Annotated in this window: 24 protein-coding genes; 21 read left to right on the forward strand and 3 right to left on the reverse strand. The window is 38.5% G+C overall.

Features of this window, described 5'->3' with window-relative positions; translation table 11 throughout:
* Window positions 1-9: 9 nt before the first annotated feature.
* From SJ2017_RS06835 to rfbD, 16 genes are all read left to right on the forward strand, one after another.
* Window positions 10-1128 (forward strand): glycosyltransferase, encoded by a 1119-nt coding sequence (locus SJ2017_RS06835; protein ID WP_167692896.1) that lies wholly within the window; start codon window positions 10-12, stop codon window positions 1126-1128.
* 7 nt (window positions 1129-1135) lie between these two features.
* Window positions 1136-2176 carry a polysaccharide biosynthesis protein gene (locus tag SJ2017_RS06840; protein WP_080915272.1) on the forward strand — a complete coding sequence of 347 codons (1041 nt, stop codon included), beginning with the start codon at window positions 1136-1138 and terminating at the stop codon, window positions 2174-2176.
* The gene (wbjC, locus tag SJ2017_RS06845) at window positions 2177-3286 is read left to right on the forward strand and encodes a UDP-2-acetamido-2,6-beta-L-arabino-hexul-4-ose reductase (RefSeq protein WP_080915273.1); all 1110 of its coding nucleotides are present in this window, start codon (window positions 2177-2179) and stop codon (window positions 3284-3286) included. It begins immediately after the preceding gene.
* 15 nt (window positions 3287-3301) lie between these two features.
* Window positions 3302-4432 (forward strand): non-hydrolyzing UDP-N-acetylglucosamine 2-epimerase, encoded by a 1131-nt coding sequence (wecB, locus tag SJ2017_RS06850; protein WP_080915274.1) that lies wholly within the window; start codon window positions 3302-3304, stop codon window positions 4430-4432.
* A 67-nt stretch (window positions 4433-4499) separates the two neighbouring features.
* On the forward strand, window positions 4500-5708 hold the full coding sequence (locus SJ2017_RS06855; protein WP_080915275.1) for a glycosyltransferase family 4 protein: 1209 nt from the start codon (window positions 4500-4502) through the stop codon (window positions 5706-5708).
* Window positions 5705-6301 carry a sugar transferase gene (locus tag SJ2017_RS06860; RefSeq protein WP_080915276.1) on the forward strand — a complete coding sequence of 199 codons (597 nt, stop codon included), beginning with the start codon at window positions 5705-5707 and terminating at the stop codon, window positions 6299-6301. The genes SJ2017_RS06855 and SJ2017_RS06860 overlap by 4 nt, the downstream gene beginning before the upstream one ends.
* Window positions 6294-6944 carry an acetyltransferase gene (locus SJ2017_RS06865; RefSeq protein WP_218919244.1) on the forward strand — a complete coding sequence of 217 codons (651 nt, stop codon included), beginning with the start codon at window positions 6294-6296 and terminating at the stop codon, window positions 6942-6944. Before SJ2017_RS06860 ends, SJ2017_RS06865 begins: the two co-directional genes overlap by 8 nt.
* 136 nt (window positions 6945-7080) lie before the next feature.
* Entirely contained in the window at window positions 7081-8256 is a 1176-nt protein-coding gene (locus tag SJ2017_RS06870; protein WP_080915277.1) for a DegT/DnrJ/EryC1/StrS family aminotransferase, read from the forward strand.
* A gap of 17 nt (window positions 8257-8273) precedes the next feature.
* The gene (locus SJ2017_RS06875; RefSeq protein ID WP_080915278.1) at window positions 8274-9440 is read left to right on the forward strand and encodes a nucleotide sugar dehydrogenase; all 1167 of its coding nucleotides are present in this window, start codon (window positions 8274-8276) and stop codon (window positions 9438-9440) included.
* A gap of 27 nt (window positions 9441-9467) precedes the next feature.
* Window positions 9468-10472 carry an NAD-dependent epimerase gene (locus tag SJ2017_RS06880; RefSeq protein ID WP_080915279.1) on the forward strand — a complete coding sequence of 335 codons (1005 nt, stop codon included), beginning with the start codon at window positions 9468-9470 and terminating at the stop codon, window positions 10470-10472.
* Window positions 10473-10782: 310 nt separating this feature from the next.
* The gene (locus SJ2017_RS06885; RefSeq protein WP_080915280.1) at window positions 10783-12714 is read left to right on the forward strand and encodes a polysaccharide biosynthesis protein; all 1932 of its coding nucleotides are present in this window, start codon (window positions 10783-10785) and stop codon (window positions 12712-12714) included.
* Window positions 12715-12776: 62 nt separating this feature from the next.
* Window positions 12777-13655, forward strand: a complete 879-nt coding sequence (gene galU / locus SJ2017_RS06890; RefSeq protein ID WP_080915281.1) for a UTP--glucose-1-phosphate uridylyltransferase GalU — start codon at window positions 12777-12779, stop codon at window positions 13653-13655.
* Window positions 13656-14074: 419 nt separating this feature from the next.
* Complete coding sequence (gene glmM, locus SJ2017_RS06895; protein WP_080915282.1) at window positions 14075-15430, forward strand: phosphoglucosamine mutase; 1356 nt, start codon at window positions 14075-14077, stop codon at window positions 15428-15430.
* 349 nt (window positions 15431-15779) lie between these two features.
* Entirely contained in the window at window positions 15780-15971 is a 192-nt protein-coding gene (locus SJ2017_RS06900) for a hypothetical protein (protein ID WP_080915283.1), read from the forward strand.
* Window positions 15955-16494 carry a dTDP-4-dehydrorhamnose 3,5-epimerase gene (gene rfbC / locus SJ2017_RS06905; protein WP_338057690.1) on the forward strand — a complete coding sequence of 180 codons (540 nt, stop codon included), beginning with the start codon at window positions 15955-15957 and terminating at the stop codon, window positions 16492-16494. The genes SJ2017_RS06900 and rfbC overlap by 17 nt, the downstream gene beginning before the upstream one ends.
* The gene (gene rfbD / locus SJ2017_RS06910) at window positions 16491-17381 is read left to right on the forward strand and encodes a dTDP-4-dehydrorhamnose reductase (protein WP_167692897.1); all 891 of its coding nucleotides are present in this window, start codon (window positions 16491-16493) and stop codon (window positions 17379-17381) included. The genes rfbC and rfbD overlap by 4 nt, the downstream gene beginning before the upstream one ends.
* An 83-nt stretch (window positions 17382-17464) precedes the next feature.
* On the opposite strand, the gene SJ2017_RS06915 is transcribed toward rfbD, so the two are convergent.
* From SJ2017_RS06915 to SJ2017_RS06925, 3 genes are all read right to left on the reverse strand, one after another.
* Window positions 17465-18829 carry an RsmB/NOP family class I SAM-dependent RNA methyltransferase gene (locus SJ2017_RS06915; RefSeq protein WP_080915286.1) on the reverse strand — a complete coding sequence of 455 codons (1365 nt, stop codon included), beginning with the start codon at window positions 18827-18829 and terminating at the stop codon, window positions 17465-17467.
* Between the two features lie 181 nt (window positions 18830-19010).
* Window positions 19011-20369: a BamA/TamA family outer membrane protein gene (locus tag SJ2017_RS06920; RefSeq protein WP_244899780.1), complete on the reverse strand. Its 1359-nt coding sequence runs from the start codon at window positions 20367-20369 to the stop codon at window positions 19011-19013.
* A 277-nt stretch (window positions 20370-20646) separates the two neighbouring features.
* Window positions 20647-21318, reverse strand: a complete 672-nt coding sequence (locus SJ2017_RS06925; RefSeq protein WP_080915287.1) for a DUF2461 domain-containing protein — start codon at window positions 21316-21318, stop codon at window positions 20647-20649.
* A 535-nt stretch (window positions 21319-21853) separates the two neighbouring features.
* On the opposite strand from SJ2017_RS06925, the gene SJ2017_RS06930 reads away from it, so the two are divergent.
* The 5 genes from SJ2017_RS06930 to SJ2017_RS06950 all read left to right on the forward strand — a co-directional run bounded on the left by SJ2017_RS06930 (window position 21854) and on the right by SJ2017_RS06950 (window position 26251).
* Window positions 21854-22285 carry an ATP-dependent zinc protease family protein gene (locus tag SJ2017_RS06930; protein ID WP_065109246.1) on the forward strand — a complete coding sequence of 144 codons (432 nt, stop codon included), beginning with the start codon at window positions 21854-21856 and terminating at the stop codon, window positions 22283-22285.
* A gap of 4 nt (window positions 22286-22289) precedes the next feature.
* Window positions 22290-23195 carry a 30S ribosomal protein S6--L-glutamate ligase gene (gene rimK, locus SJ2017_RS06935; RefSeq protein ID WP_065109116.1) on the forward strand — a complete coding sequence of 302 codons (906 nt, stop codon included), beginning with the start codon at window positions 22290-22292 and terminating at the stop codon, window positions 23193-23195.
* A complete protein-coding gene (locus SJ2017_RS06940; protein WP_080915288.1) occupies window positions 23195-24205 on the forward strand; it encodes a succinylglutamate desuccinylase/aspartoacylase family protein in 1011 nt (336 codons plus the stop codon). Before rimK ends, SJ2017_RS06940 begins: the two co-directional genes overlap by 1 nt.
* A 204-nt stretch (window positions 24206-24409) precedes the next feature.
* A complete protein-coding gene (locus SJ2017_RS06945) occupies window positions 24410-25087 on the forward strand; it encodes a fumarylacetoacetate hydrolase family protein (RefSeq protein WP_080915289.1) in 678 nt (225 codons plus the stop codon).
* Between the two features lie 174 nt (window positions 25088-25261).
* Window positions 25262-26251: a GGDEF domain-containing protein gene (locus tag SJ2017_RS06950; protein WP_080915290.1), complete on the forward strand. Its 990-nt coding sequence runs from the start codon at window positions 25262-25264 to the stop codon at window positions 26249-26251.
* Window positions 26252-26315 lie beyond the last annotated feature (64 nt).

Genomic DNA, 26315 nt, shown 5'->3' on the forward strand with positions numbered 1-26315 from the left:
GTGTTTTTGATGACAGATAAATTATTTGTTTTTAATTGTAGTTCTAATGTAGTTGGAGGTGCTGTTCAAAATTCAGTGAATTTTATCAAACAAATATATACTAGAAACGAACAGGAACAATGGTATTTTATCTTAAGTGAAGTTGTTTTTAGGCAGGTTGGGAGTTTTGTCAGTACCGACCGTCATTCAGTTTTTTCTAGTCCTGCAAAATCCTTTTTGTCGAGAGTTAAAATAAAACTACTAGTAAATAAGTTAAACCCATTTCTAGTATATACTTCAGCGGGGCCTTCTTATATTAATTTTAATTGTACCCATATTATGGGATGTAGCAATCCATATGTTTTAGGTCCGTCAAGAGCTTCATTGTCAATTCTGGGTGGTATTTATAGCCAAGTTAAGAGGAGATTGCATAGCCTTTACCAATTGTATCATTTTAGGAAGTCTGACTATTGGATTGTTCAAACTGAAGTGTCACTTAATCAGCTAATTGCTAAAGGGTTTCCAGAAAAAAATATTTTTGTTGTTTATAATTCTGTGTCGCTTGACTTTTTAACTAAAAAAAATCAATTTGAAGATTTATCAAATAAAAAAGATATAAAAGTACTTGTTCCATCAGCTTATTATCCGCACAAAAATTTGAGTATCATTCCGAAGATATTAAATAAGTTAAATAAACCAGGGGCTACTAAATTTAGTTTTTTCTTAACTGTTGAACCGTCAGCCTATGAATATTTAATTCAAGATCCAGAGTTTAATCAAGTGCAACAGCATCTGACGAACCTAGGGCCATATAAACATAAAGACGCTGTTGATTTATACTGTAGTCACGATGTGATATTTCTACCAAGTTTACTTGAGGTTTTTTCGACTTCCTATATTGAGTCAATGGCAATAAAAAAACCGTTAATCTTGCCTTCTTTAGAGTTTACCCAAGGAATTTGTTCTAATTATCCGTTGTACTATGATACAGATTCTATCGATAGCTGTATTGAATCCTTTAATCAAATTGGTAATTACTATAAATTCTCTGAAAAATATGTTCTTGTTTCAGAAACATTAATAACAAAGTATGGTTCGCAGAATGAAAGATATACCAAAATTTCAAATATTTTATTTAATTTAAAATGAGGCTGTAATGGACTTTAACTGTAAAACTCTTCTAATTACTGGAGGGACTGGTTCTTTTGGTAATGCTGTTTTAAAACGTTTCTTAAATACTAATATTAAGGAAATTCGCATTTTTTCACGTGATGAAAAAAAACAGGATGATATGCGTAAGGCCTTTAATAATGAAAAGTTAAAATTTTACATCGGTGATGTACGTGATCCGCAAAGTATATCCACTGCAATGCGAGGTGTTGACTATGTTTTCCATGCTGCAGCTCTAAAACAGGTACCTTCATGTGAGTTTTATCCACTAGAAGCTGTTAAAACAAATGTTTTAGGGACAGAAAACGTTCTAGAATCTGCTATTTCTCATGGTGTGAATCGTGTTGTTTGTCTTAGTACTGATAAAGCAGTATACCCAATTAATGCTATGGGTATATCTAAAGCGATGATGGAAAAAGTAATTGTAGCTAAAAGTCGTAATTTGGAAGGTACTAATACTGTTATCTCTGGTACTCGTTACGGTAATGTCATGGCTTCTCGTGGTTCAGTAATTCCTCTATTTATTCGTCAGGTTATAGAAAATACACCACTGACTTTAACAGACCCTTCTATGACCCGCTTTATGATGACTCTAGATGATGCTGTCGACCTTGTTTTGCACGCTTTTGAACATGGTAAAAATGGTGATATTTTTGTGCAAAAAGCACCAGCCGCAACGATTGAAGTTTTAACACATGCAATTCTTGAAATGATTGGTAAACCAGAACATAAAGTGAATGTGATTGGTACACGCCATGGTGAAAAGTTATTTGAAGCATTATGCAGTCGTGAAGAAATGTTCGTTGCTCAGGATCAAGGCGATTACTATCGAATTCCTGCAGATAACCGCGATTTAAATTATGCTCAATACACTGAAGAAGGTGAAAAAGATTTATCAGTAATCGAAGATTATAACTCACACAATACTAAACGTTTAGATGTTGAAGGTATGAAAGATTTATTGCGTAAGCTTGATTTCATGCGTGAGATCGAAACTGGTAATATAGTTGTTCCAGAAGGTGTTTAAATGAATATTTTAGTTACAGGTGCTAATGGTTTTATTGGCAGAAATTTATGTATTTTTTTGAAAGAAGCCGGTTTTGTGAATGTTGAAAAAATTACACTTGATGATAACGAAGACAGTGTAGTCAAAAAAGTTAAATCTGCTGATTTTATCTATCATCTTGCGGGTATTAACCGCCCGCCAAATGATGACGAGTTTAAAAAAGGCAACACTGATTTAACTAAAAATATTGTAAATACACTTATTGAATCAGGGCGTAAGACGCCAATTCTATTAACATCATCTATTCAAGCTGAATTAGATAACCCTTACGGAGTAAGCAAGGCTGGTGCAGAGGAAGCTGTCGCGGCATATCAGCAACAAACAGGTGCTGCAACCCACATTTACAGATTACCTAATGTGTTTGGTAAATGGTGTCTTCCAAACTATAACTCTGCCGTAGCTACTTTTTGCTATAACACGATAAATGATTTACCAATCATTATCCATAATCCTGACGCAGTACTCAACCTCGTATATATCGATGACGTTTGTAAGTCTTTTGTAGAGATACTAACTAACGCACCTCAATCAACAGACATGTATAGTATTGTTGAGCCTATTTATGAATCTACAGTCGGTGAAGTTGTTTCATTATTAACAGAGTTTAAAGATAGTCGAGAAAGTTTGATTTCGGCTAAAGCAGGTGAAGGCTTTGTTCGTGCGCTTTACTCAACTTATGTAAGTTATTTGGCACCATCCCAGTTTGATTATTCAGTTACTCGTCATAGCGATGAACGTGGTACTTTTGTGGAGATGCTTAAAACTAAAGAATCAGGTCAGTTCTCATTTTTTACTGCTCACCCAGGCATTACTCGTGGTGGACACTATCATCATACGAAAACAGAGAAGTTTTTAGTTATTAATGGTAAGGCATTATATAAGTTTAGGCATATTGTTACTGGTGAATCCTATGAACTTACTGTTGACGGTGAAGAGTCGCGTATAGTAGAAACTGCACCTGGGTGGACACATGATATTACCAATATTGGAGATAGTGAGTTAGTCGTTATGCTTTGGGCCAATGAAATATTTGATAGAGCAGCACCGGATACAATTACCTGCCCACTGTAAGTAAGAGAAAAAATTATGAAAAAACTAAAAGTAATGTCAGTGGTTGGAACTCGACCTGAAATCATTCGTCTTTCTAGGGTTTTAGCCAAGCTAGACGAACACTGTGAGCATATTTTGGTTCATACCGGTCAGAATTATGATTTTGAATTAAATGAGGTATTTTTTAACGATTTAGGGGTTCGAAAACCAGATTGTTTTTTAAACGCTGCAGGTAAAAATGCAGCAGAAACGATCGGTCAAGTAATCATTAAAGTTGATCAAGCGTTAGAAGAAATCTGCCCTGATGCTATGCTGGTTCTTGGTGATACAAATTCTTGCCTCTCTGCTATTCCTGCAAAACGTCGCAAAGTTCCAATCTTCCATATGGAAGCGGGGAATCGCTGTTTTGATCAGCGAGTTCCAGAAGAAACCAATCGCCGTATTGTCGATCACACAGCAGATATCAATCTAACCTACAGTTCAATAGCAAGAGATTACCTATTGGCTGAAGGTTTACCCGCTGATCGTGTCATTAAAACGGGTAGTCCAATGTTCGAGGTGTTGAATTACTACATGCCTCAAATAGATGGTTCGGATGTTTTAACTCGACTGAAGTTAGAGCAAAGACAGTTTTTTGTAGTAAGTGCCCATCGTGAAGAGAATGTAGACTCACCAAAGCAGTTGGCTAAACTGGCTGAAACCTTAAATACCGTTGCTGCACATTATGATTTACCTGTTATTGTGTCTACTCATCCTCGTACGCGTAACCGTATTGAAGCTCAGGGTGTTGAATTCCACAAGAATATTCAATTACTTAAACCGCTGGGTTTTCATGACTATAACCATCTGCAAAAAAATGCAAAGGCAGTGTTATCAGACAGTGGAACAATTAACGAAGAGTCTTCTATTATGAACTTCCCTGCATTAAACATGCGAGAGGCTCATGAGCGTCCAGAAGGGATGGAAGAAGCATCAGTCATGATGGTTGGTCTTGAAGTTGACCGCGTAATGCAAGCGTTGCAAGTTTTAGAATCACAACCTTGTGGTGATGATCGACTACTGCGTCCTGTTTATGATTATAGTATGCCAAATGTGTCAGCCAAAATGGTTAGAATTATTCATTCATATACCGATTATATTAAACGAGTAGTCTGGAAAGAATACTAATCGAAAAAGTGGGCTCACTAATAGGCATTAGTAAGCCAGTGATTAAACTTTTTATATAGAGGTTAGTTTGAAAATTCTTATTGTTACTCAGTGGTTCGATCCAGAGCCAACTTTTAAAGGTTTGTTGTTTGCTAAGACTCTGGTAGAAAAAGGGCATGAAGTCGAAGTTATTACTGGGTTTCCTAACTACCCGGGTGGCAAGTTATATGATGGGTACAAAATCAGTTTTTATCAAAAAGAAGTGCTTGATGGTGTCATTGTTCATAGGGTGCCACTTTATCCTAGCCATGATAGTTCTTCGATAAAGCGTATTTTTAATTATGTCAGTTTTGCAGCTAGCTCTTTATTTTGTGGTTTATTAAAAGCTGAAAAACCTGATGTTATCTATAGTTATCATCCACCATTAACGACATCCTTATCAGCTCTTTTTATTGGTTTAATTCGAAGGGTTCCTTTTGTTCCAGATATCCAAGATCTATGGCCAGATACCTTAAGTGCAACTGGCATGCTGAATAATACTAAGGCATTGTCAATTGTGGAACGTGTTTGTCAGTTCGTTTATAAACGTTCGGCTAAAATAGTTGTACTTTCTCCCGGTTTTAAAAGCAGGCTAATTTCTAGAGGTATAAAAGAAGATAAAATAGAAGTGATATATAACTGGTGTGATGAGTTATCATTAAGGCACTCTGTTGGTAGTTCAGTTAACCTACCTGATAATGGACGTTTAAATTTAGTTTTTGCAGGTAATTTAGGTTTTGCACAGGGTTTGCCAAGTATTATAAATGCTGCAGAAAAATTACATTCCAAAAATATACCTATCAATATTGTTTTAATTGGTGATGGTGTTTCTAAAGCTGATGCAGTAAAGAAAGTTAAAGAGTCTAAAGTCAACAATGTTTATTTTCTGCCACGAGTTCCAATGAATGAAGTGGGTAGTTTATTAGAAAAAGCAGACATGCTTTTAGTTCATCTAACTGATAATGAACTTTTTTCTATAACAGTTCCTTCTAGAACTCAAGCTTATTTGGCAATGGGGAAACCTATTATTATGGGAGTTAATGGAGATGCGGCCTCTTTAATCGAAACATCCAAATCTGGGATTTGCTGCCAAGCTAATTCTTCCACGTCACTAGCGGAAGCAATTGAGCAGATGGTTTTTCTTCCTCAGAGTGAAAGGAAGGTTATGAGTGATAATGCGAAGCAGTTTTACAACGAAGAGTTATCATTGAATAAAGGTGTCAATAAGTTTATTTCGGTTTTTAAGGAAGTAAAATGAAACGATTTTTCGATATTATAGTATCTCTATTTGTGCTTATTATGCTTTCACCAGTAATTCTAGTTACTGCGATATTTATTAGAATTAAACTAGGTAGCCCTGTACTCTTTAAGCAGCAACGTCCTGGTCTCTTTGGTAATCCATTTTACATGTTAAAATTCAGAAGTATGTTGGATTCTGAAGGGAAAGATGGTCTACCGTTACCTGATGATCAACGCTTAACTCCTTTTGGTCAAAAACTACGTGCCACTAGTCTAGATGAACTCCCAGGTTTAATCAGTGTCCTAAAAGGTGATATGTCTTTAGTTGGCCCGAGACCTTTATTAATGCAATATTTGCCTCTCTTTAATCAACGACAAGCTACTCGACATAATGTTCGGCCTGGTATTACCGGCTGGGCGCAAGTTAATGGACGTAATGCAATTAGCTGGGAACAAAAATTTGAATATGATGCTTGGTACGTAGAAAACCGTTCATTTAGGTTAGATATTAAAATTTTATTGTTAACGGTTAAAAAAGTATTTCTTAAAGAAGATATCGCTGCTGATGGGCATGTAACTATCGAACCTTTTAAGGGGAGTGATAATGATTAAGCGTTGTGCCATTCTAGGGGCCAGTGGTCACGGAAAAGTGATCGCTGAAATTGCAGAACTTAATCATTTTACAGAAATACATTTTTTTGATGATCGTTGGCCGAAATTACAAAATATTGAGCATTGGACTGTTTTTGGAGATACTCTAGAACTACTCTCATTAGTTGATCAATATGAGTTAGTTGTAGTTGCAATTGGAAATAATGAAATTCGTCTTGATAAAGTGAATTTGTTAAAGTCCTCAGGTGCTAAGCTTTCTGTTTTAACTCATCCATCTGCAATAATCAGTAGTTATTCCCAATTGGGAGAAGGCTGTGTTGTTATGGCTAATGCCGTCGTAAATCCATTTTCTTTAATAGGAAATGCCTGCATAGTCAATACTAGCGCGACAATTGATCATGACTGCATAATCGCCAATGGTGTTCATGTCAGCCCCGGTGCAAATCTTGCTGGCGGCGTCAAAGTAGGAACTATTAGCTGGATAGGGATTGGTGCGCAGGTAAAACAGTTGGTTAAAATTGGCGAGAATGTTGTTGTTGGGGCTGGTGCAACGGTATTACATGATGTTGCAGACTCTAAGACCGTTGTTGGTTGCCCAGCTCGTCCTTTACATATCAATTTTAAAACAATTAGCAAAATATAATAGTAAATTTTTCATTGGTTTTGTGGTTATTAGTATCAGAAACTAGTTCGTTCAAAGTATCTTTTTTTTAAAGCTCTTGAAATAAGTGTTTTAGTATTTAGTGCTCAAGAATTATATTTTTATTTTGGAATAAATAATGCTCAATACAGAATTTTCTCCTTGGCCTTCTTTTTCACAAGAAGAGGCAGATGCAGTCAGTCATGTTTTATTGTCAAATAAAGTCAATTATTGGACTGGTCAAGAATGCCGCAATTTTGAAACTGAATTTGCTGCTTGGGTTGATTGTAAGCATGCGATTGCTTTAGCTAATGGTACGCTAGCGTTAGATCTTGCTCTAAAAGCATTAGACGTGGGGGGTGGCGATGAAGTTATTACGACTCCGCGTACATTTTTAGCTTCTGTATCTTCAATTATTACAGCAGGCGCGATACCAGTTTTTGCAGATGTTGATTTAAATAGCCAGAATATCACTGCTGAAAGCATTGAGGCTGTATTAACAGAAAGTACTAAAGCTGTGATTGTCGTTCACCTTGCAGGTATGCCTGCTGAGATGGATGCTATCATGGCACTTTCTGACAAACATGGTTTCAAAGTTATTGAGGACTGTGCTCAAGCCCATGGTGCTAAATACAAAGGCCGGAGTGTTGGTTCTATTGGTCATATCGGTGCATGGTCATTTTGTCAGGATAAAATTATGACTACCGGTGGTGAAGGTGGCATGGTTACTACCAACGATCAATCTTTATGGTCAACAATGTGGTCTTATAAAGATCATGGCAAAAGTTTTGACGCTATATATAACCGTGTACATCCACCAGGATTTCGTTGGCTGCATGAAAGCTTTGGTACTAACTGGCGGATGACCGAAATGCAAGGCACGATTGGTCGCATTCAATTAACCCGTATTCATGACTGGACAACCAAACGGCAATACAATGCAAAAACATTAGACGAAGCTGTTTCGGATATTAATGTAGTACGTACCATTGTCGTGCCTGATTATATCGATCATGCAGAATATAAGCATTATATGTTTGTTATTCCTGAGAACTTAGCTGAGGGGTGGTCGAGAGACCGTATAGTGGATAACATAATGGCTCTTGGCGTACCAGCTTTTCAAGGTAGTTGCTCAGAGGTGTATTTAGAAAAAGCTTTTGATAACACACCGTGGCGTCCTGAACAGCGCTTAAAAAATGCGGTTGAATTAGGGGAGAATAGCTTAATGTTTTTAGTCCACCCAACCCTAACGGATAACGAAGTACTTAAAACAAGTCGTATAATTAAACATGTCTTGTTAAAGGCCCAGAAGTAATACAAGGTTATAATTGAATGAAAATAGCAGTTGCTGGTACAGGTTATGTCGGTTTATCAAACGCAATGCTCTTGGCTCAAAAGCACGAAGTTGTTGCGGTTGATATAATCCCTAAAAAAGTAGAAATGCTTAATAAAAGAGTATCGCCTATTGTTGATAGAGAAATAGAAGATTTCTTAGCTAATAAAACTCTTAACTTTAAAGCTACACTCGACAAGCAAGTTGCGTATCAAGATGCTGACTATGTGATTATTGCCACTCCTACTGATTATGATGTTGAAACAAATTATTTCAATACTTCTTCAGTAGAAAGCGTAATTAAAGCCGTTATGACAATTAACCCTAAAGCGGTGATGGTCATCAAGTCTACTGTTCCGGTTGGTTATACAGCACGAGTTAAGGAAGAGTTAGGTTGCAATAAAATTATATTCTCGCCAGAATTTTTACGGGAAGGTCGAGCACTTTATGATAATTTGCACCCTTCGCGAATCATCGTTGGTGAGCGAAGTGAACGTGCAGAAGTATTCGCCAACCTCTTAGTTGAAGGCGCTGTAAAAGATAACATTGAAGTTTTGTTTACCGATTCTACAGAAGCGGAAGCTGTAAAATTGTTTTCAAATACTTATCTTGCTCTTCGTGTTTCATATTTTAATGAGCTAGATACTTATGCTGAGAGTCATGGTTTAGATACTCGTCAAATTATCGAAGGGGTTGGCTTAGACCCTCGAATCGGCTCTCACTATAACAACCCTTCATTTGGTTATGGCGGCTACTGTTTACCAAAAGATACCAAGCAGTTACGTGCAAACTATGCTGATGTACCCAACAGCATAATTGGGGCAATTGTTGATGCTAATACAACTCGTAAAGATTTTATTGCTAGTAGTATTTTGAAGCGCAACCCAAACCGTGTCGGTATTTATCGATTGATTATGAAGTCTGGTTCCGATAACTTCAGAGCGTCGAGTATTCAAGGCATCATGAAGCGACTAAAAGCCAAAGGCATCGAAGTAGTCGTGTATGAACCCGTGTTAGAACAAGATGAATTTTTCCATTCAAAAGTGATTAAAAGTTTAGATGAGTTTAAATTATCTTGTGATGTCATTGTTTCAAACCGAATGGTAGATGAAATACGCGATGTGAGCACTAAAGTGTATACTCGTGACCTTTTTGGTTCAGATTAGTACTTTAAATTAAGTTTTGAGAAGTTTATGAAATATTTAGTCACAGGCGCCGCAGGTTTTATTGGTAGCGCTGTTGTTGAAAAGTTAACCTCAGATGGTCATGAAATTATTGGTGTTGATAATATCAATGATTACTATGATGTTAATTTAAAACTTGCGCGTTTAAAGCGTATTGAAAATGAAAAATTTCGTTTAATCGAGTTGGATGTCGCTGATAGAGATGCTATTAAACAGTTATTCGAAATTGAGAAATTTGATCGAGTGATTCATTTAGCTGCACAAGCAGGTGTTAGGTATTCGATTGAGAATCCTCATGCCTATGCAGATTCGAATTTAGTCGGCCATATAAATATTTTAGAAGGTTGTCGCAATACTAAGGTGAAGCATCTAGTGTATGCATCTTCTAGCTCTGTTTATGGGTTGAATGCTAAAACTCCATTCTCAACTTCAGACAGTGTAGATCACCCTGTTTCACTTTACGCGGCTACAAAAAAGTCTAATGAGTTGATGGCACATAGTTATTCACACTTGTATGACATTCCAACTACAGGTCTACGTTTTTTTACTGTATACGGAAGTTGGGGGCGTCCTGATATGGCGCCGTTTATCTTTACTAAAAAGATATTAGATGGCGAGACTATCGATATCAATAACAACGGTGATATGTGGCGTGATTTTACTCATGTCGATGACATCGTTGAAGGAGTAGTTCGTATTGCTGATGTTATACCAAGTCGAGATGTTTCTTGGACTGTCGAGAAAGGTTCTCCCGCGACAAGTTCTGCTCCATACTCCATCTATAACATAGGTCACGGTTCACCTATTAATCTGATGGGGTTTGTAAAGGCCATTGAAGATGAGTTAGGTATTGAAGCCAATAAAAACTTTAGAGAAATGCAACCTGGTGATGTGTACCAAACTTATGCGGAAGTAGCTGACTTATTTGAAGCTACTGGCTATAAACCGAGTGTAGGTGTCAAAGAAGGTGTTGCTGAATTTGTAAAATGGTATCGAGAGTTTTATAACAAATAGAAATATCGATTATGATTTTGGCACTAGTGTATTCATTTATATGTACTTGCGCTAATTGATTCTGTCTCATTATAAAAAAGCCGATTAAAAGATGTCTCATCGGCTTTATTATTACCTTTGTATTTACCATCATTAACCCTCGAGTAGTCCACAATTTAAGAACTTTTTTTCGCGTTCTTACTCACTGTCACATATAATACACTAAGCTAATTGTACGCATTACTCATGTTATCCTGTCAGTGGTATATTGATGTGGCGTTCGTATTTAAAGAAGTAATACACTATGATTTTTAAGTTTATGGAGCGGAAAATGGATTTTTTGCAAAGCTTGTTTCGTTTAGAACGTAGTCAGAAACGTTTAGTGAGTATCGCAATTGATACGGTTTTTCTAGGTTTTGCTTTTTGGGCAGCATTATTAGTCAGACTTGATGACGTCACAGTGTTACAAAATACGCAATATTGGTTGTTGTTCGCCGCCACTCTGCCTTTGACGATATTCGCTTTTGTTAAGTTGGGTTTATATCGCGCAGTATTACGTTATATGAGCTTACAAGCATTAACAGCTATACTCTTGGGAGTAATAACATCGACTATTTTTATGGTGTTAGTTGGTTATTATTCTGACGCACAACTTCCTAGGACTGTCCCGATTATTTATGCCTCTTTCGCGTTAGTATTCGTCGGAGGTACACGAGCACTGTTACGTTCTATGATTGGTTCAGGTGTTAAACGTGATGGTGAGCCTATTATCATCTATGGCGCAGGCGTGAGTGGTAGACAGTTACTTAACTCTTTAGTGTTAAGCCATGAGTATCATCCTTATGCATTTGTCGACGATGATACGTCTTTACACGGCACCGTAATTCAGGGGGTGTACGTTCACTCTCCATCAATCATCCGTAAGTTAATCAAACAAAAAGAGGCGACCAAAGTATTGCTGGCTATTCCTAGTGCTACCAGGGCAAAAAGAAAAGACATTCTATCGCGTTTAGAGCCGCTTTCGATACAAGTCTTAACCATACCCGCAATGGCCGATTTGGTGAGTGGAACCAAGCTTTATAGTGATATAAAAGAAGTTGAAATTGATGATCTTTTAGGGCGGGATTCAGTTGCACCACGTCAAGACTTACTGACGGCTAATATTACCGATAAAGTTGTCATGGTAACTGGCGCTGGAGGCTCTATTGGTTCTGAGCTTTGTCGTCAAATCCTAAAAAAATCACCTAAGAAATTAGTACTTTTCGAATTATCAGAATACTCATTATATGCAATTGAGCGCGAGCTTACTTCAATTGCTCAAGAGTTAAATTTGGATGTTCGAATTCTACCTATGATGGGATCTGTTCAACGAGAGAATAGAGTACAAACCATCATGGAGTCGTTTGGGGTTCAGACTGTATATCATGCAGCTGCTTATAAACATGTTCCATTAGTTGAACACAACGTGATTGAAGGCATTAGAAACAATATTTTTGGTACTCTTTACACTGCTAGAGCTGCTATTGCAGCCAAAGTTGAGACGTTTGTATTAATTTCTACTGATAAAGCCGTTCGCCCAACTAATGTTATGGGCACTACTAAACGAATGGCAGAGCTTGTATTACAAGCTTTTGCTAAAGAAGAACATCAAACCCGATTTTGCATGGTAAGGTTCGGAAACGTATTAGGCTCTTCAGGGTCTGTTGTACCATTGTTCAGAACTCAAATCGCAAATGGAGGTCCGGTTACCGTTACTCACCCTGAAATTACTCGTTTTTTCATGACCATACCAGAGGCATCTCAGTTAGTTATACAAGCTGGTGCAATGGGGAAAGGTGGTGATGTATTTGTGCTAGATATGGGCAAGTCGGTTAAAATTGTTGATTTAGCATCTAAAATGATCAGATTAAGTGGTTTTGAGGTTCGTGATGATAATAACCCTGAAGGAGATATAGCAATTGAGTTCAGCGGATTGAGACCTGGTGAAAAGTTATATGAAGAATTGTTAATTGGTGATGATGTTACAGGTACTGAACATGAGCGGATAATGACAGCGAACGAGTTAAATTTGAGTTGGAATGAGTATTCTAAAATTTTAGAGCGTCTCGATAGAGCTTGTCACAATGTCGATCATGAAAGTATTCGCGATATTTTGCTTTCAACACCAACAGGTTTCGCACCAACAGATGGCATTTGTGATCTTTTATATCATCAAAAAGCAAAAGTATCTGATTCAAATGAGAACGTTATCAAGTTAGCTTAGTTTGGCAAATTTATTGCTTGTTTTTTATCTTTAATCGAATTACCACAAGACAAGGTTTTTTTATGAAAGTCGTTATTCCAGTTGCTGGTCTCGGGACAAGAATGTTGCCGGCGACAAAAGCTATTCCTAAAGAGATGCTTCCAATTGTTGATAAACCGCTTATTCAGTACATTATAAACGAGTGTGTCTCCGCTGGCGTTAAAGAAATTGTTTTAGTGACTCACGCCAGTAAAAATGCCATCGAAAACCACTTTGATACATCTTATGAACTTGAATCAACACTTGAAAAACGTGTTAAGCGTCAGCTTTTAGAGGAAGTTCAATCAATCTGTCCAAAGGATGTTTCCGTTATCAGTGTTCGCCAAGGTGAAGCTAAAGGATTGGGGCATGCAGTGTTATGCGCTAAGCCATGTATTGGAAATGAACCATTTGCTGTTGTGTTACCTGACGTCATTTTAGACGAATATACGGCTGACCAGAAAACAGAAAACCTTGCTGCTATGATAGCTCGATATCAAACAAGTTTCGCAAGTCAGATTATGGTCGCACCCGTACCAGATAATGAAGTGAATAAGTATGGTATTGCTGATTGCAGTGGTGCAGAAATCGCACCTGGTGAGTCAGCTAAAATTACAGCTATGGTAGAGAAACCTGCTATTGGCAACGCTCCATCAAATCTTGCAGTTGTAGGCCGTTATGTTTTGTCTGAAAAGATTTGGTCTTTGCTTGCTAAAACTCCAGTAGGGGCAGGTGATGAAATTCAATTAACAGATGCGATTGATATGTTAATTGAGCAAGACAGAGTTGAGGCTTTTAATATGACCGGTAAGTCACACGATTGTGGCGATAAGCTCGGGTATATGAAAGCCTTCGTAGAGTATGGACTTCGTGATAAAAAGCTAGGCAAAGAATTTGCTGAAATGATAAAGCCTTTACTATAACGGTAGCATTAGTACTTTGTCTAATTAAAGCCAACTCAATTGAGTTGGTTTTTTTGTTAGGTTCGAATTTATAGTTCTGGTTTCAAGAGAGTAGGGTATCGTGCTTAACAAGTAACGCTTGTGGGACTTATCAAATCAAAATTCAGTATTAGAGTATTATTTGTTCAATTATTATGGAGCTTCTAGTTAAAGTGTAATCGAAGTGCGGAGATTTTTTCTCGTATAATCTTTTCGTGTATCGACATTTATTAAACCTTAAATTCATGTATTAACATGAAAAGCAGCTTCTTATGTTAACTGCTTTAAATAATCATTACAGAGTGAATAATTTCACTCCAGTTTGGTATATAATTCTTTCGATTAATCGAGTATTTATTTTTTTGTTGTCACCAAAAGGATTTTTGGTTTTTGGAGTGGTTATGTCTCGTAAGTATTTTGGCACTGATGGGGTGCGTGGCAAGGTTGGTGAGTTTCCAATTAACCCATCATTTGCAATGAAGTTGGGTTGGGCTGCTGGGACGGTTTTAGCGTCAGCAGGCACCAAAGAAGTGATTATTGGTAAAGATACTCGTATCAGTGGCTATATGATTGAAACTGCGATGCAAGCAGGTTTCTCTGCAGCAGGCATTAACTGTGCGTTAGTTGGGCCTATGCCGACTCCAGCTATTGCGTACTTAACCTCTACATTTAGAGCTGATGCAGGTGTTGTTATCAGTGCATCTCACAATCCTTATTATGATAATGGCATTAAGTTATTTTCAAATTCTGGGACAAAATTGAATGATGCCCAAGAACTAGAAATTGAACACTTACTAGAGCAAGCGATTAACCATGGCGCTATGACGTGTGTAGATTCAGCTAAACTCGGCAAAGTTCGCCGTATTGGAGATGCAGCCGGTCGTTATATTGAGTTTTGTAAAGGTACATTCGATAAAAATAAGTCATTAACTGGTTTAAAAATCGTAGTAGATTCTGCCAATGGCGCAGCATATCACATTGCTAAAGAAGTCTATGCTGAGTTAGGTGCTGAAGTGATTAGTATCAATGATAGCCCTGATGGTCTTAATATTAATGAGCGTTGTGGTGCGACACATTTAGATAGCTTGCAAACTGCTGTAATGGTGTATGAAGCTGATTTAGGGATTGCGCTTGATGGTGATGCAGATCGAGTGATGTTTGTTGATCATAATGGACATATCATTGATGGTGATGAAATTATTTTTATACTTGCACAAGCCTTTAAAATTTCAGGAGAGCTTGAAGGTGGTGTTGTTGGTACATTGATGTCAAATCTTGGTTTAGAGATCGCGCTTAAAGAAATGGATATTCCATTTGTACGTGCCAAGGTTGGAGACCGTTATGTTGTTGAGCAGTTAAAAGAAACTGGCTGGCAACTTGGTGGCGAAGGTTCAGGGCATATTTTAAGTCTTAAACATACTACCACGGGAGATGGTATTGTCGCTTCTCTTCAGGTTCTTGATGCCATTATTGAGTCAGGGAAAAGTTTAGCTGAAGTTAAGTCTGGTATGACCAAGCTACCTCAAGTATTAATAAATGTTAAATTGAAGGCTGATAATGCTGATGAAATAATTGCATCTGATGCTGTTCAAGCTTCTGTGTCAGCTGCTGAGACATTCATGGGCGAACGTGGCAGAGTGTTATTACGTAAATCTGGCACTGAACTGCTAATTCGTGTGATGGTTGAATCTACTTGTGCAGAAATGACGCAAACTCAAGCTCAAACTATCGCAGATGCTGTGAAGCTAGCGGGTTAAAACTTGCTGTTGTGAATGACTTTTACATCATTTGAGGTGATTTAGCTCTTTAGCGATAACATGATTAAACTTTAAAATGCCAGCGTAATTAACGCTGGCATTTTTGTTTTATTTGATACAATCCAATTTTAATTAGTGACTATAGCGAAGTTATTAAAGACTATTTAATGTGATTCGTTAGTTACTTCATTATTGCTTTAACAGGGTAAATGTGACTTTAGTCACAGGTGGTGCCGGTTTATTGGCGTCAATTTAATTCGTTATATTTTAGATTAAACTAATAAGTCTGTGGAGAATATAGGTTTATTATTTTATTTTGTTAATCATTTTTAAAAGTTAAGGGGGGAAATTGGAAGCTATCTTTGTTCATGCTCTTGAAAAGCGACAAGGGTTGAAAGTTGCTTGCTTAGAAGAAATTGCTTTTATCAATAATTGGATAGATACATCAGTGTTGAAGCAACAAGCACAAAGGCATCAACAGACTGCTTATGGTGATTACCTTTTTCAACTTGCAAAGGAAAGCGATGATGAAGGTTATTAAAACCCGATTGCCTGATGTAAAGGTAATCGAGCCGAGAGTATTCAATGATGAGCGAGGGTTCTTTTATGAAAGTTTTCAATCATCCCGGTATATGCAAATACTCGAAATGACTAAACCCTTTGTTCAATCTAATATCTCACAATCAAAGTATGGGGTATTAAGAGGGCTTCACTTCCAGCACCCCAAACCTCAAGGTAAACTCATTAGCGTGACACGAGGGCATATTTTTGATGTCGCAGTGGACTTACGGCTTGACTCAGAAAACTATGGTCAATGGGTTGGCGTTGAATTGTCAGAAGAAAATAAACGTCAAATATGGATACCTGAGGGCTTTGCCCATGGTTTTCTTACTTTATCTAGCATTGCGGATGTAGAGTATAAATGCACAGATTATTACTCGCCACAGCATGAAGCCTGCTTAAAATGGAATGATCCAGAAATCGGAATAACCTGGCCGATAAATGATCCCATTTTATCAATGAAAGATCAGTGTGGGTTTCAGTTAAAGGATTTAGCTTTGTGAAAGTGTGGTTAGTTGGCGCTGAAGGCCAGTTAGGCAAGAGCATTATTGCTCACGTCAATGAGCATTGTGCGGTTTATAAGGCATCACTGCATTTAGTGTGCTCCTCAAAAAAAGACGTTGATATTTGTCATTTCCCGTCTGTATCAGATTTTGTCACTGAGCATTCTCCCGACATTATCGTTAATGCCGCTGCTTTCAGTGATGTAGAATCAGCTGAGAATAATTTAAAACGCTGTCAACAAGTCAACGTCACTGGCGTAGCTAATCTAACTAATGCAGCTAAAGCATTAGCGATTCCAATAATTCATATTTCAACGGATTATGTTTTTGATGGGAATAGTTCAGTGCCTTATATTGAAACTGACTCAACACACGCGCTTAATGTGTATGGGCAATCGAAATGTGAGAGTGAAGCGCTAGTTCAGCAAATATCCGACAAATATATTATCCTTCGTACAGCTTGGTTAGTAAGCTCTTTTGGGCGTAACTTCGCTAAGACTGTCATGTCTTTATCAAAGCAACATTCACAGTTAAGTATGATTTCAGATCAACTAGGTTGTCCCACTTTTGCCGACGATTTAGCAACAACCATTTGTCATATAATACTGGCAATCGAAAAAGGTAAATCTGATTGGGGCATATTTCATTATTGTGGCGATACAGCAATGAGCTGGTATGAGTTAACTGAGAATATCTTAGATGAAGCCGTGATTCAGCAAAAGATAACATCTAGGCCAGACGTATTTGCGATAACCTCTGATGAATATTCAGCCGAAGCAATTAGGCCTAAATATTCTGTCATGAACTGTCAAAAAATACATGATATCTGGGGCATAGTTACCCCAGAATGGAAGGACTCTCTTAAACGATTGGTTCAAAATTTATAGAAGATGTATAAACTCATTGTTTGAATCGCGTTTATATATTTCATTTAATCTTTTTATAATTTTGCATCTTTAGATCAAAGGCACTACTTCTTAACCATCTTCGCGACATACATTCCATCGCTGTTTGCTTCATATGGCCATACGGTAATATGCTCACTTTGCTGCTCTGTAAAAGGGTGAGTGCTTACTACTAAACTGAAGTCTTTATTGTTAGATAAAAATGCGTCTACAACGGCTTCGTTCTCTAAAGGTGATAATGAACAAGTAGCGTAAACAAGATGAGAGCCTGTTTTTACGGCTTTAGCACTACGACTCAATATGTCTAATTGCAAGGCAGGTTTATCATCCACACAACTTCTATCATCAATCCAGCGCATGTCAGGATTTCTGCGCCAAGTACCAGTGCAGCTACAAGGTGCATCGACTAATACACCATCAAGGTAGCTCTCTGAGACAGGTAAATTGTCAGACTTCCATTTAGCGATTGTAATGCCATCAAAACCTGCTCGTTTAGCGCGCTTGTTTAACTCTTCTAGTGCTTTTGTACGAATGTCTGATGAGGTAATCGACCCTGTTGAATTATTTTCAACGTCTTGCAGCATAAGTGAACGAAGTTGTAAGGTCTTGCCGCCAGCGCCACTGCACGTGTCCCACCATTGCTCATTTGCTTTGGGCTTACACACATTGCCAATAACTTGAGATGCAAGATCTTGAATTTCAACTTGGCCATTTTTATACAGTTTTACGTCATTTAAGTTAATACTTTTACTGCCTAAACTAATGGCATCACCAAAGTATTCGCACAAGCTTGCATCTATGCCATCTTGTTGTAATTGGGATACTGCTTTATCTGTGGCTAATTTTTGCACCCTTGCCCAAATAGGCGGTCGAGAGCTCATTGCCTCAACGAGTTTAAGTTGTTGCTCAGCTGACTCAATCGGGCAAACCTCCCAATACCAGTCTGGTAATAGTTGACTTGGCTTAACGGTTTTCCCAGTAAATACATTATTGAGTAACAGACTCTTTTCAATAACAGTGTAAGTATTCGCTTCGCCTGTGGCTTCGACATGTTCATCTATCACCGCTAATTGCTCTGGTGATAGCTGAGCAAAATGTTGCCAAGCTTCCGCAAAATTACGCCACATGTGTTGCTCTAACAGTGCACAGCTACTGAGCATTGCGAACCAAGTTTGCTCATCGTGTTGTGAGCCTATTTGTTTAAGCCAGCCCCACCAACGAAATAGGCCGAATAACGTTTCGCGAATGACTCTGCGATCTTTTGAACCATGCTTTTTGTGTTCACGAAAGTAATTAGCCACGATTCGGTCAGCGGGCATTTTAGTATCTAACACTTCATCAAATAACATTTTGATGGTGGTTGAATAGCTCAAAGCACGTTTTTGTGCTGGAGTGGTGGCGATAAGGTTTGATTGTGGTGCTACTGGCATGGCTGACTCAAGAGTGGCAAAGGTGACAAAGCATGTGTGTCACTTAAAAGTAATGGCATATTTTAGCATGTCTTTAAAATCGGTTGAATATCTATCCTACAGAGTATTCAACCGAGCAGTTAATGACAATGATATCGAAGGGTAAGGGTTTTAAAGATAGACGCTATCTCGAGTCACAAGGCTAAAATGGATGATCCACCATAACCCAAGCATTGGTACTCTCATCTGATTGCGCGACATCAAGCCTCACTACAATACCCGCTGTGAGGGCTCTTAACGACACTTCATAGTCATATTTGATGTCGGTGAGTAATTCGCTGGCAGTATAAGATTCACCCACTCTGCCAGCTTCAACAAATCCAACGAGTTGAAACCAGTCTAAACGTAAAAATTTAAGCCAATTCACATCTTCTATTGGATTGTACTTGAAGGTGTAACGATACTCCGCTGTCGCATAAATAGAGGCTTTATCGTGAAAGCGATTATTATCAAATCCACGCATGCGATAAAATCCGCCTAATGAGGCACCTTCACTATAAGGGGCGTTATTATTTACCTTTCTGGCACCGGCTTCATCGTATTCAAGTTCCCAAGAAGGTGAATAGCCTGTCCAAAAATTCATAGCGAGTATTCGTTGTGATGCGTAATCAGATTCGCCAAAAGAAAAGTATTTACTGGCCTCGAACTCAATAAAAGTCCAAGAGTCAACGGATTCTAACCAACCTGAATCGTGAGATATTGCCACATATTGCTTGCTACCATAACTTGGATTGATTGAAAAATCGGTATTGTCATATAGTAGCCCAAGCTCAAGCGCATGAATGGTACCATCGAGCTCTTCATCCTCAAATTCGTAGCTCTCATAACGATTAAATTGTCTGAGTACGGCTACAGTTGCACCTGATTCAAATGGGTTCCATTTATCTCCGCCGGAAGGCTTTGACGTCAGTAAGCCATTCGTTAACTCGTAAGTGACTTGGCCTTTATCACGTGTAGCGCCTATTGGTAGGGCGTATTCAAGTTTAATTTCCCACCAGTTTGATGAACCATCTGCTTGTAAAAACTGCTCATTCGACGAGTCATTACTACCAGGTAAAGGTGTATCAGCTGGGATAAAATTACTTGCGCCACCAGCGTAAGCCTTTTGTTGTGGGTAATAGCCTAAAAAGCCGTATACACTTAAAAAGAACCGCTCAGTTTTAGGGATTTTGTAATTCCAGACTCCACCCCCTGCGCCATAACTGACATCCCCGCCGTACACAGTACCGCCAATTGTCATTTGCTCTTGGTGGTAACCACTGACCATAGCACCTAAGCCAATGTTTAAGCCCATAGAGTCCGTACTAAATACATAGGGAAGTAATAACTTTTCAGTACCAGTATTAGGCGTTTCTGAGCGATTGACTGCTGACTTTACATTGGCTGAGGCAGCAAAAGTTGACGGGATAAATAGTAAGAATAAAGCGGAAGCGAATATGGTTAATACTCTTGTTTGATTCGTTAGGGTTATTAACCCGTCATAGCGGCGTTTTTTCATCATTAGCAGCCCTGCCATTACTTCATGCCCAAGAGGAGGTGTTGAATAATTGTAGCTATTTTATTGAATAATATAGGTTGTTGCGTGCTAAAGGTACAGTGACTTAATGATTAAATTGCGATTTATCACTATTGAGTATGAGGCGTTAAATAACCCTATTGATCACTACAGTACGAGAGTTCGCACTGTTTGTTGGTTTTACTCCACTATGCGCTTAAAAAGATTAATGATAGGAAGTCATTTTATTCAATGTAAAACGACCTCCTGCAGCTTCATGGATCTAGAAATCTAACGAAAGGGCAAAGCAAAGGTAATGCATTAATTTGAGCGTGTGTTCAAACTCTTGAGTGCAAAAGTCAACAAAGTCATCGCTGCACACCTGTTCAATAGAAATGGGTTTGATGGCGATAAAGTCTTTTCGCTTTAATTCATCAATGAGTGGATGCTCTTTATTAAAACCTCTTGGTGGTCTGACTAAGCTATCCCCAGATAGCTCAAAACCTGCTTTTTTTAGTTCTACTAAGGCTTTTTTATACCCATTAGGGTTTTCATCAATGCACTGCCTTATAGCGTTTAAGGCTTTAGATTCGGGATGCCAAATACCTGCAGCGATAAAACAGCCATCATTTGCTAGGTGCAGGTAAAGACCTGGTGCATGAACATCCTTCCCTTGAAAGTGCCTAAATTGAATTCCAACATTAAGTTTGTAGGGACTTTTATCTTTACTAAAGCGACTGTCTCGTTGTGGTCGCATCATACTGCCGCCCACTTTTTTAGCCACAGCGGTTAATCGTGGTGAAAATTTAAGGATAGGCCCCTGCATAGCTTCAATAAATTGTAATGTAGGTGTGCGGACGGTTTCTTCATAGCGTAACTGATTCGTTTTAAACCATTCTCTATTATTGTTATCGGCAAGCTGAGTTAAAAAGTCAAAGCTGTGTTGAGTAAACATGAGGAATCCTAAAATGTTAGCGCTAAAAAGTATAAAAACTTTGCTAATTTATCAGGTTGAATAGTCATTTTCGATGTTTTTCATACTGGGAGTTAGCGCTGTGTTTTTTGTTTAGCGGTAAATAATAGCTGCAAAAACATCTGGTTGATTTATACTCGATTTAATAAGGCGAATTTTGTTTGATAAATCAACATATCTCAATTAACTTGTGATAAATAGTATTATATTGCTTTGTTTTCTTATTGTTTTGGCTGTTTCATATAATTGAAAAAGTTATCTTATTTGCTGTTACCTATAATTTTTTTATTTTTTAGTGTTTTTTTTAGTAGCAATTATCAACTTTAGGAGTATTATGCGCTTCCAAATTGATACAGGGTCATTTTTATAATGGCTTTTTACCTTGTCGCTAGGCTGTTTTTGTTTAATCTGACTGGTTAAAGTCGTTTAAAACAGCTAATTGAAGCCGTGTTATCGCTCTTTGAGGCTGTAATATGGCATGTGACGAATGATTAATTTCTTTATGCAAGGGTTAAACATGACAAAAAATGCATTAGATATTCTTGGCTGGTGTGAATGGGCGACGTTTCCTGAAATTGGCAATGAACGGGTTAATATGAAAATTGATACCGGTGCCAAGACGTCATGTTTACATGCTTTTAGAATTAAACCGTTTATTAAAAATGAACAAGACTGGATTAAGGTGTGGATACACCCAGAACAGGATTCAAATAGAGAAGTCATACATGAGTTCGCGGTATTTGATCGTCGACACGTGAAAGATTCTGGTGGGCATATCACCAATCGATATGTCATTAAAACGCCAATTATTATTGGCGAGCAACAATTTGATATTGAACTCACGTTAACACAGCGTGACAACATGCAATTTAGAATGCTTTTGGGTCGAAGAGCGCTTGCTGGGCGTTACTTAGTTGACTCTTCGGCAACGTATTTACTTGGAGCTTAAGCCCATGCGCATTGCAATTATGTCTCGGAATGAGAATTTATACTCAACTCGCCGTATTAAAGAAGCGGCGGTTGCACGAGGTCACGAAGTACAAATCGTAGACCCACTAGCCTGTTACATGAACATCAATATGATGGCGCCTAGCATTCATATGCGCGGTGAAGAATTACCTAAATTTGACGCGGTGGTTCCACGTATCGGTGCTTCGGTTACTTTTTATGGAACGGCAGTATTACGTCAATTTGAAATGATGGGCGTGTCTCCATTGAATGAATCAGTGGCAATTTCACGTTCAAGGGATAAATTACGCTCATTGCAGTTGTTATCTCGCAAAAGCATTGGCTTACCTGTGACAGGTTTTGCGAACAAGCCTGCAGATGTGCCTGATTTACTCGATATGGTTGGCGGCGCACCATGCGTGATTAAACTACTTGAGGGGACTCAAGGGATTGGTGTGGTACTTGCCGAAACCCGTAAAGCGGCAGAAAGTGTTATTGAAGCCTTTATGGGCTTAAAAGCCAATATTATGGTGCAAGAGTATATAGAAGAAGCGGGTGGAGCCGACATTCGTTGTTTTGTGATTGGCGATAAAGTCATTGCGGCAATGAAGCGTCAGGGGGCAGAAGGCGAGTTTCGTTCTAATTTGCATCGTGGCGGCTCAGCCACTGTTGTTAAGTTAAGCCCAGAAGAGCGCTCAACAGCGGTTCGTGCAGCTAAAACGATGGGGCTAAATGTAGCGGGTGTTGATATTTTACGCTCAAAGCATGGGCCCTTAGTGATGGAAGTGAACTCATCGCCTGGTCTTGAAGGAATTGAAACGTCAACGGGTATTGATGTCGCAGATAAAATTATTCAATTTATTGAAAAAAATGCCAAAGCCAAAAGCACCAAAACCAAAGGAATGGGTTGATGGCGCCTAAGCGTGAAGCGTTCACAATTGGTGAGTTTAGTATTGATGCTGGCACCCGTGCCAGTATCAAACTGCCCGCAGCAAAATTGTATAACGACACGCCTTTAGAGCTGCATGTTGAGGTGTTCCATAGTAAGAAACCTGGGCCAGTGTTATTAGTATGCGCTGCTATTCATGGTGATGAACTGAATGGCATAGAAATTTGTCGACGCTTAATCGATAAAATCAGCATCAGAACACTGACAGGAACCTTGATGGTTGTACCCATTGTTAATGTGTTTGGCTTTATTCATCAATCGCGTTACTTACCAGATAGGCGTGATTTAAACCGCTGCTTTCCTGGGAGTGCAAAAGGTGCATTAGCGAGCCGTTTAGCGCATTTGTTTTCAAGCGAGTTGATGTCTAAAGCAACGCATATTGTCGATTTGCATACAGGGGCTATTCATCGTGATAACTTCCCGCAGATCCGTTGTGATACTGATGATGAAGTCATGATGGCAATGGCTACGGCTTTCGGGGCTCCGGTGATTATGGACTCAAAGTCCGTAAAAGGCTCGATGCGTGGCTACGCTAATGAAAAAGGCATCGCATGTATTTTATATGAAGCAGGTGAAGCCCTAAGGTTTAGTGAGCTGTCGATAAAGTCTGGTGTCACTGGTGTACTGAATGTGATGCGCTATTTGGGGATGTTGAATAGTAAACTAAAACCAACAGCATCTATTAATGCGAGCCGCAGTTATTGGTTACGCAGTGAAGCAGATGGATTGGTGAATGTGAAACGCAAAATAGGGGCTCGTGTGAGCAAAGGATGCTTACTTGCCAATGTGGTCAATCCACTGGGTGGAGAAGTCACTGAGTTACGTTCTCCAACCGATGGCATTATTATTGGCTTAACCAATATTCCAGTCGCTAACGAAGGTGAAGCGTTATTTCATATTGCTCAGTTTGTTGGTGATGATATTGAAATTGCCAATGAGCATTTAGACGAGTTTATCTCAACATATGCTTAAACCTTAGTTTGACTTTCAAACACTGCAGTATCTTCCGGTATTGCAGTGTTTTATGTCTATGTTAATGCTTTACTCAATTCAGAATCACCGTTATTCCTCAGTTTAATAAAACAATTTTTCTGCCTTCTCAATTACTTTACATGTTTGATTCGATTTAACTAAATCAATATGCTGATAGGAATTGATATCTAGAGGCTTAAGCAAATGTTAAACACAATTCAATATGACTCAAATAGTGAAGCGACGTCACCGTCTAAAATTATCTGTATTGGTCGTAATTATGTGGATCATATCCATGAGCTGGGTAATGAGGTGCCTTCAGATATGGTGGTTTTTTTAAAACCTAACTCTGCGATTTCCACGCAGCTGATCTCATTTCATCAAGAGCCGATTCATTTTGAAACAGAGCTATGTTTTTCAGTGCGTAATGGGATGTTTCATGGGGTAGGGGTGGGATTAGACCTAACCAAGAGAGAATTGCAGTCCAAACTTAAATCACAACAGCTACCATGGGAGCGAGCTAAGGCATTTGACGGCTCGGCTCTATTTAGTGATTTTGTCAGTTTATCTTCATTGTCGTTAACTGCCGGAGCTACATTTTGCTTTCAATTGACAATCGATGGTGAAGTCAGGCAACTCGGTCATAGCGATTTAATGATGTACAGTGCTGACGATATTCTAGCTTCGGTGAATGAATTTATGACGTTAGTGGATGGCGACATTGTGATGACAGGTACACCTAAAGGCGTTGGCCAGGTTGCTTTAGGGGCGGTGTTTGAGATTAAGCTTTGGGCCAATGTCGATTATTCATCACAAGAGCAGTTAGCTGAGCAAGTATCCCAAATAAAGCCGTGTATCGAACATAGGTGGACAGCGGTTTAATGCATTTATTAGCGGCATTTATTAACGACATTGTTTTGAGCTAAATGAGAGGCAAACAGGAAATTACGTAAACAGGGTCTATAATCATAGTAGTTTTGCTGATTCATTTTGCTAAAGGGAAAGTTAGTTGCGTAAGTGACTAATGGTTAGCTTGAACAAAGTGGCTAATCAATTATGACGTTTCCAAATAAGCGAATTGAAAAATATTATACGCTTTATCAAGAGTTATTAAGCTTTTCAGGTGTTTCCTGGTGGCTAATAGACTTAGAAGATAATAGTAATGTTTTTTACTGCAACAGTAACATGCGTGACATGTTCTCTTTAGACTCAAATACCCTTCAACATTCTGTTAGTAAGACTTGTCCTATCGCTGGGGATTACAATAAAAATATTGCGGTAAAAGATGCCCATAAAGCTAAGCGAATTTTTGAAGATTACTGTGACTTGCGCTTAGGACGTATCGATGAATACCATAATCGTTTTCCTTATTATGACGCTAACCAAGGTGAGATCCTTTACTTTACGAGTAAAGCGAGAGCAATACTTCGAGACGATTGCGGAAATGCACAATTACTTTTTGGGATTATTGAGCGTGAACGTACGAGTGCTAAATTGTTTAAGCTTTCAAAGCTTGATGCATTAACAGGGCTGAACAATCGCAGAGAGTTCGATTCTCAATTGGACTTTATTATCAATCTAGCACGAAGAGAGCGACAATTAGTGTCATTAATCATGTGTGATATTGATTGTTTTAAAGCTTATAACGATTTCTTAGGCCACTACCAAGGAGATCAATGCTTAATACAAGTATCGCAAGCAATAGCTGAGGTATGTGTGCGTTCAACCGATGTGGTATGCCGTTATGGCGGTGAAGAGTTTGCTATTATTTGTTACGGACAGCAAGAAAGTGTGTCGCAACTCGCTGAAGATATTCGTTTGAAAATTGCCGAACTCGGCATCCCGCACCCAAGATCAAAAAGTAAAATCGTCACCTTGAGTTTAGGTTTTACTTCTTGCATACCTAGCAACTTCACCTCAGCGAAAGAGATTATTCAAAAAGCGGATTTGGCCCTATATCAAGCTAAGACTTATGGTAAAAATCAGTGTGTTGCTTTCGATAATCAGCTTGTTGAACAAGAAAGCCAACTAACACAGCAAGGCTAGTTTCTGCGTATATTCAATAAGGTTTATCGTCACTTACCTGAGATTTGTCAGGTAAGTGGCTCCG

The sequence above is a fragment of the Shewanella japonica genome, from assembly GCF_002075795.1.
Classification (GTDB): Bacteria; Pseudomonadota; Gammaproteobacteria; order Enterobacterales; family Shewanellaceae; genus Shewanella; species Shewanella japonica.

What these genes read in the sequence shown, in the direction of transcription:
- SJ2017_RS06835 (WP_167692896.1), top strand. Translation starts at nt 10, where the DNA reads ATGACAGATAAATTATTTGTTTTTAATTGTAGTTCTAATGTAGTTGGA.
- SJ2017_RS06840 (WP_080915272.1), top strand. Translation starts at nt 1,136, where the DNA reads ATGGACTTTAACTGTAAAACTCTTCTAATTACTGGAGGGACTGGTTCT.
- wbjC (WP_080915273.1), top strand. Translation starts at nt 2,177, where the DNA reads ATGAATATTTTAGTTACAGGTGCTAATGGTTTTATTGGCAGAAATTTA.
- wecB (WP_080915274.1), top strand. Translation starts at nt 3,302, where the DNA reads ATGAAAAAACTAAAAGTAATGTCAGTGGTTGGAACTCGACCTGAAATC.
- SJ2017_RS06860 (WP_080915276.1), top strand. Translation starts at nt 5,705, where the DNA reads ATGAAACGATTTTTCGATATTATAGTATCTCTATTTGTGCTTATTATG.
- SJ2017_RS06865 (WP_218919244.1), top strand. Translation starts at nt 6,294, where the DNA reads ATGATTAAGCGTTGTGCCATTCTAGGGGCCAGTGGTCACGGAAAAGTG.
- SJ2017_RS06870 (WP_080915277.1), top strand. Translation starts at nt 7,081, where the DNA reads ATGCTCAATACAGAATTTTCTCCTTGGCCTTCTTTTTCACAAGAAGAG.
- SJ2017_RS06875 (WP_080915278.1), top strand. Translation starts at nt 8,274, where the DNA reads ATGAAAATAGCAGTTGCTGGTACAGGTTATGTCGGTTTATCAAACGCA.
- SJ2017_RS06880 (WP_080915279.1), top strand. Translation starts at nt 9,468, where the DNA reads ATGAAATATTTAGTCACAGGCGCCGCAGGTTTTATTGGTAGCGCTGTT.
- SJ2017_RS06885 (WP_080915280.1), top strand. Translation starts at nt 10,783, where the DNA reads ATGGATTTTTTGCAAAGCTTGTTTCGTTTAGAACGTAGTCAGAAACGT.
- galU (WP_080915281.1), top strand. Translation starts at nt 12,777, where the DNA reads ATGAAAGTCGTTATTCCAGTTGCTGGTCTCGGGACAAGAATGTTGCCG.
- glmM (WP_080915282.1), top strand. Translation starts at nt 14,075, where the DNA reads ATGTCTCGTAAGTATTTTGGCACTGATGGGGTGCGTGGCAAGGTTGGT.
- rfbC (WP_338057690.1), top strand. Translation starts at nt 15,955, where the DNA reads ATGATGAAGGTTATTAAAACCCGATTGCCTGATGTAAAGGTAATCGAG.
- SJ2017_RS06915 (WP_080915286.1), bottom strand. Translation starts at nt 18,829, where the DNA reads ATGCCAGTAGCACCACAATCAAACCTTATCGCCACCACTCCAGCACAA.
- SJ2017_RS06920 (WP_244899780.1), bottom strand. Translation starts at nt 20,369, where the DNA reads ATGATGAAAAAACGCCGCTATGACGGGTTAATAACCCTAACGAATCAA.
- SJ2017_RS06925 (WP_080915287.1), bottom strand. Translation starts at nt 21,318, where the DNA reads ATGTTTACTCAACACAGCTTTGACTTTTTAACTCAGCTTGCCGATAAC.
- SJ2017_RS06930 (WP_065109246.1), top strand. Translation starts at nt 21,854, where the DNA reads ATGACAAAAAATGCATTAGATATTCTTGGCTGGTGTGAATGGGCGACG.
- rimK (WP_065109116.1), top strand. Translation starts at nt 22,290, where the DNA reads ATGCGCATTGCAATTATGTCTCGGAATGAGAATTTATACTCAACTCGC.
- SJ2017_RS06940 (WP_080915288.1), top strand. Translation starts at nt 23,195, where the DNA reads ATGGCGCCTAAGCGTGAAGCGTTCACAATTGGTGAGTTTAGTATTGAT.
- SJ2017_RS06945 (WP_080915289.1), top strand. Translation starts at nt 24,410, where the DNA reads ATGTTAAACACAATTCAATATGACTCAAATAGTGAAGCGACGTCACCG.
- SJ2017_RS06950 (WP_080915290.1), top strand. Translation starts at nt 25,262, where the DNA reads ATGACGTTTCCAAATAAGCGAATTGAAAAATATTATACGCTTTATCAA.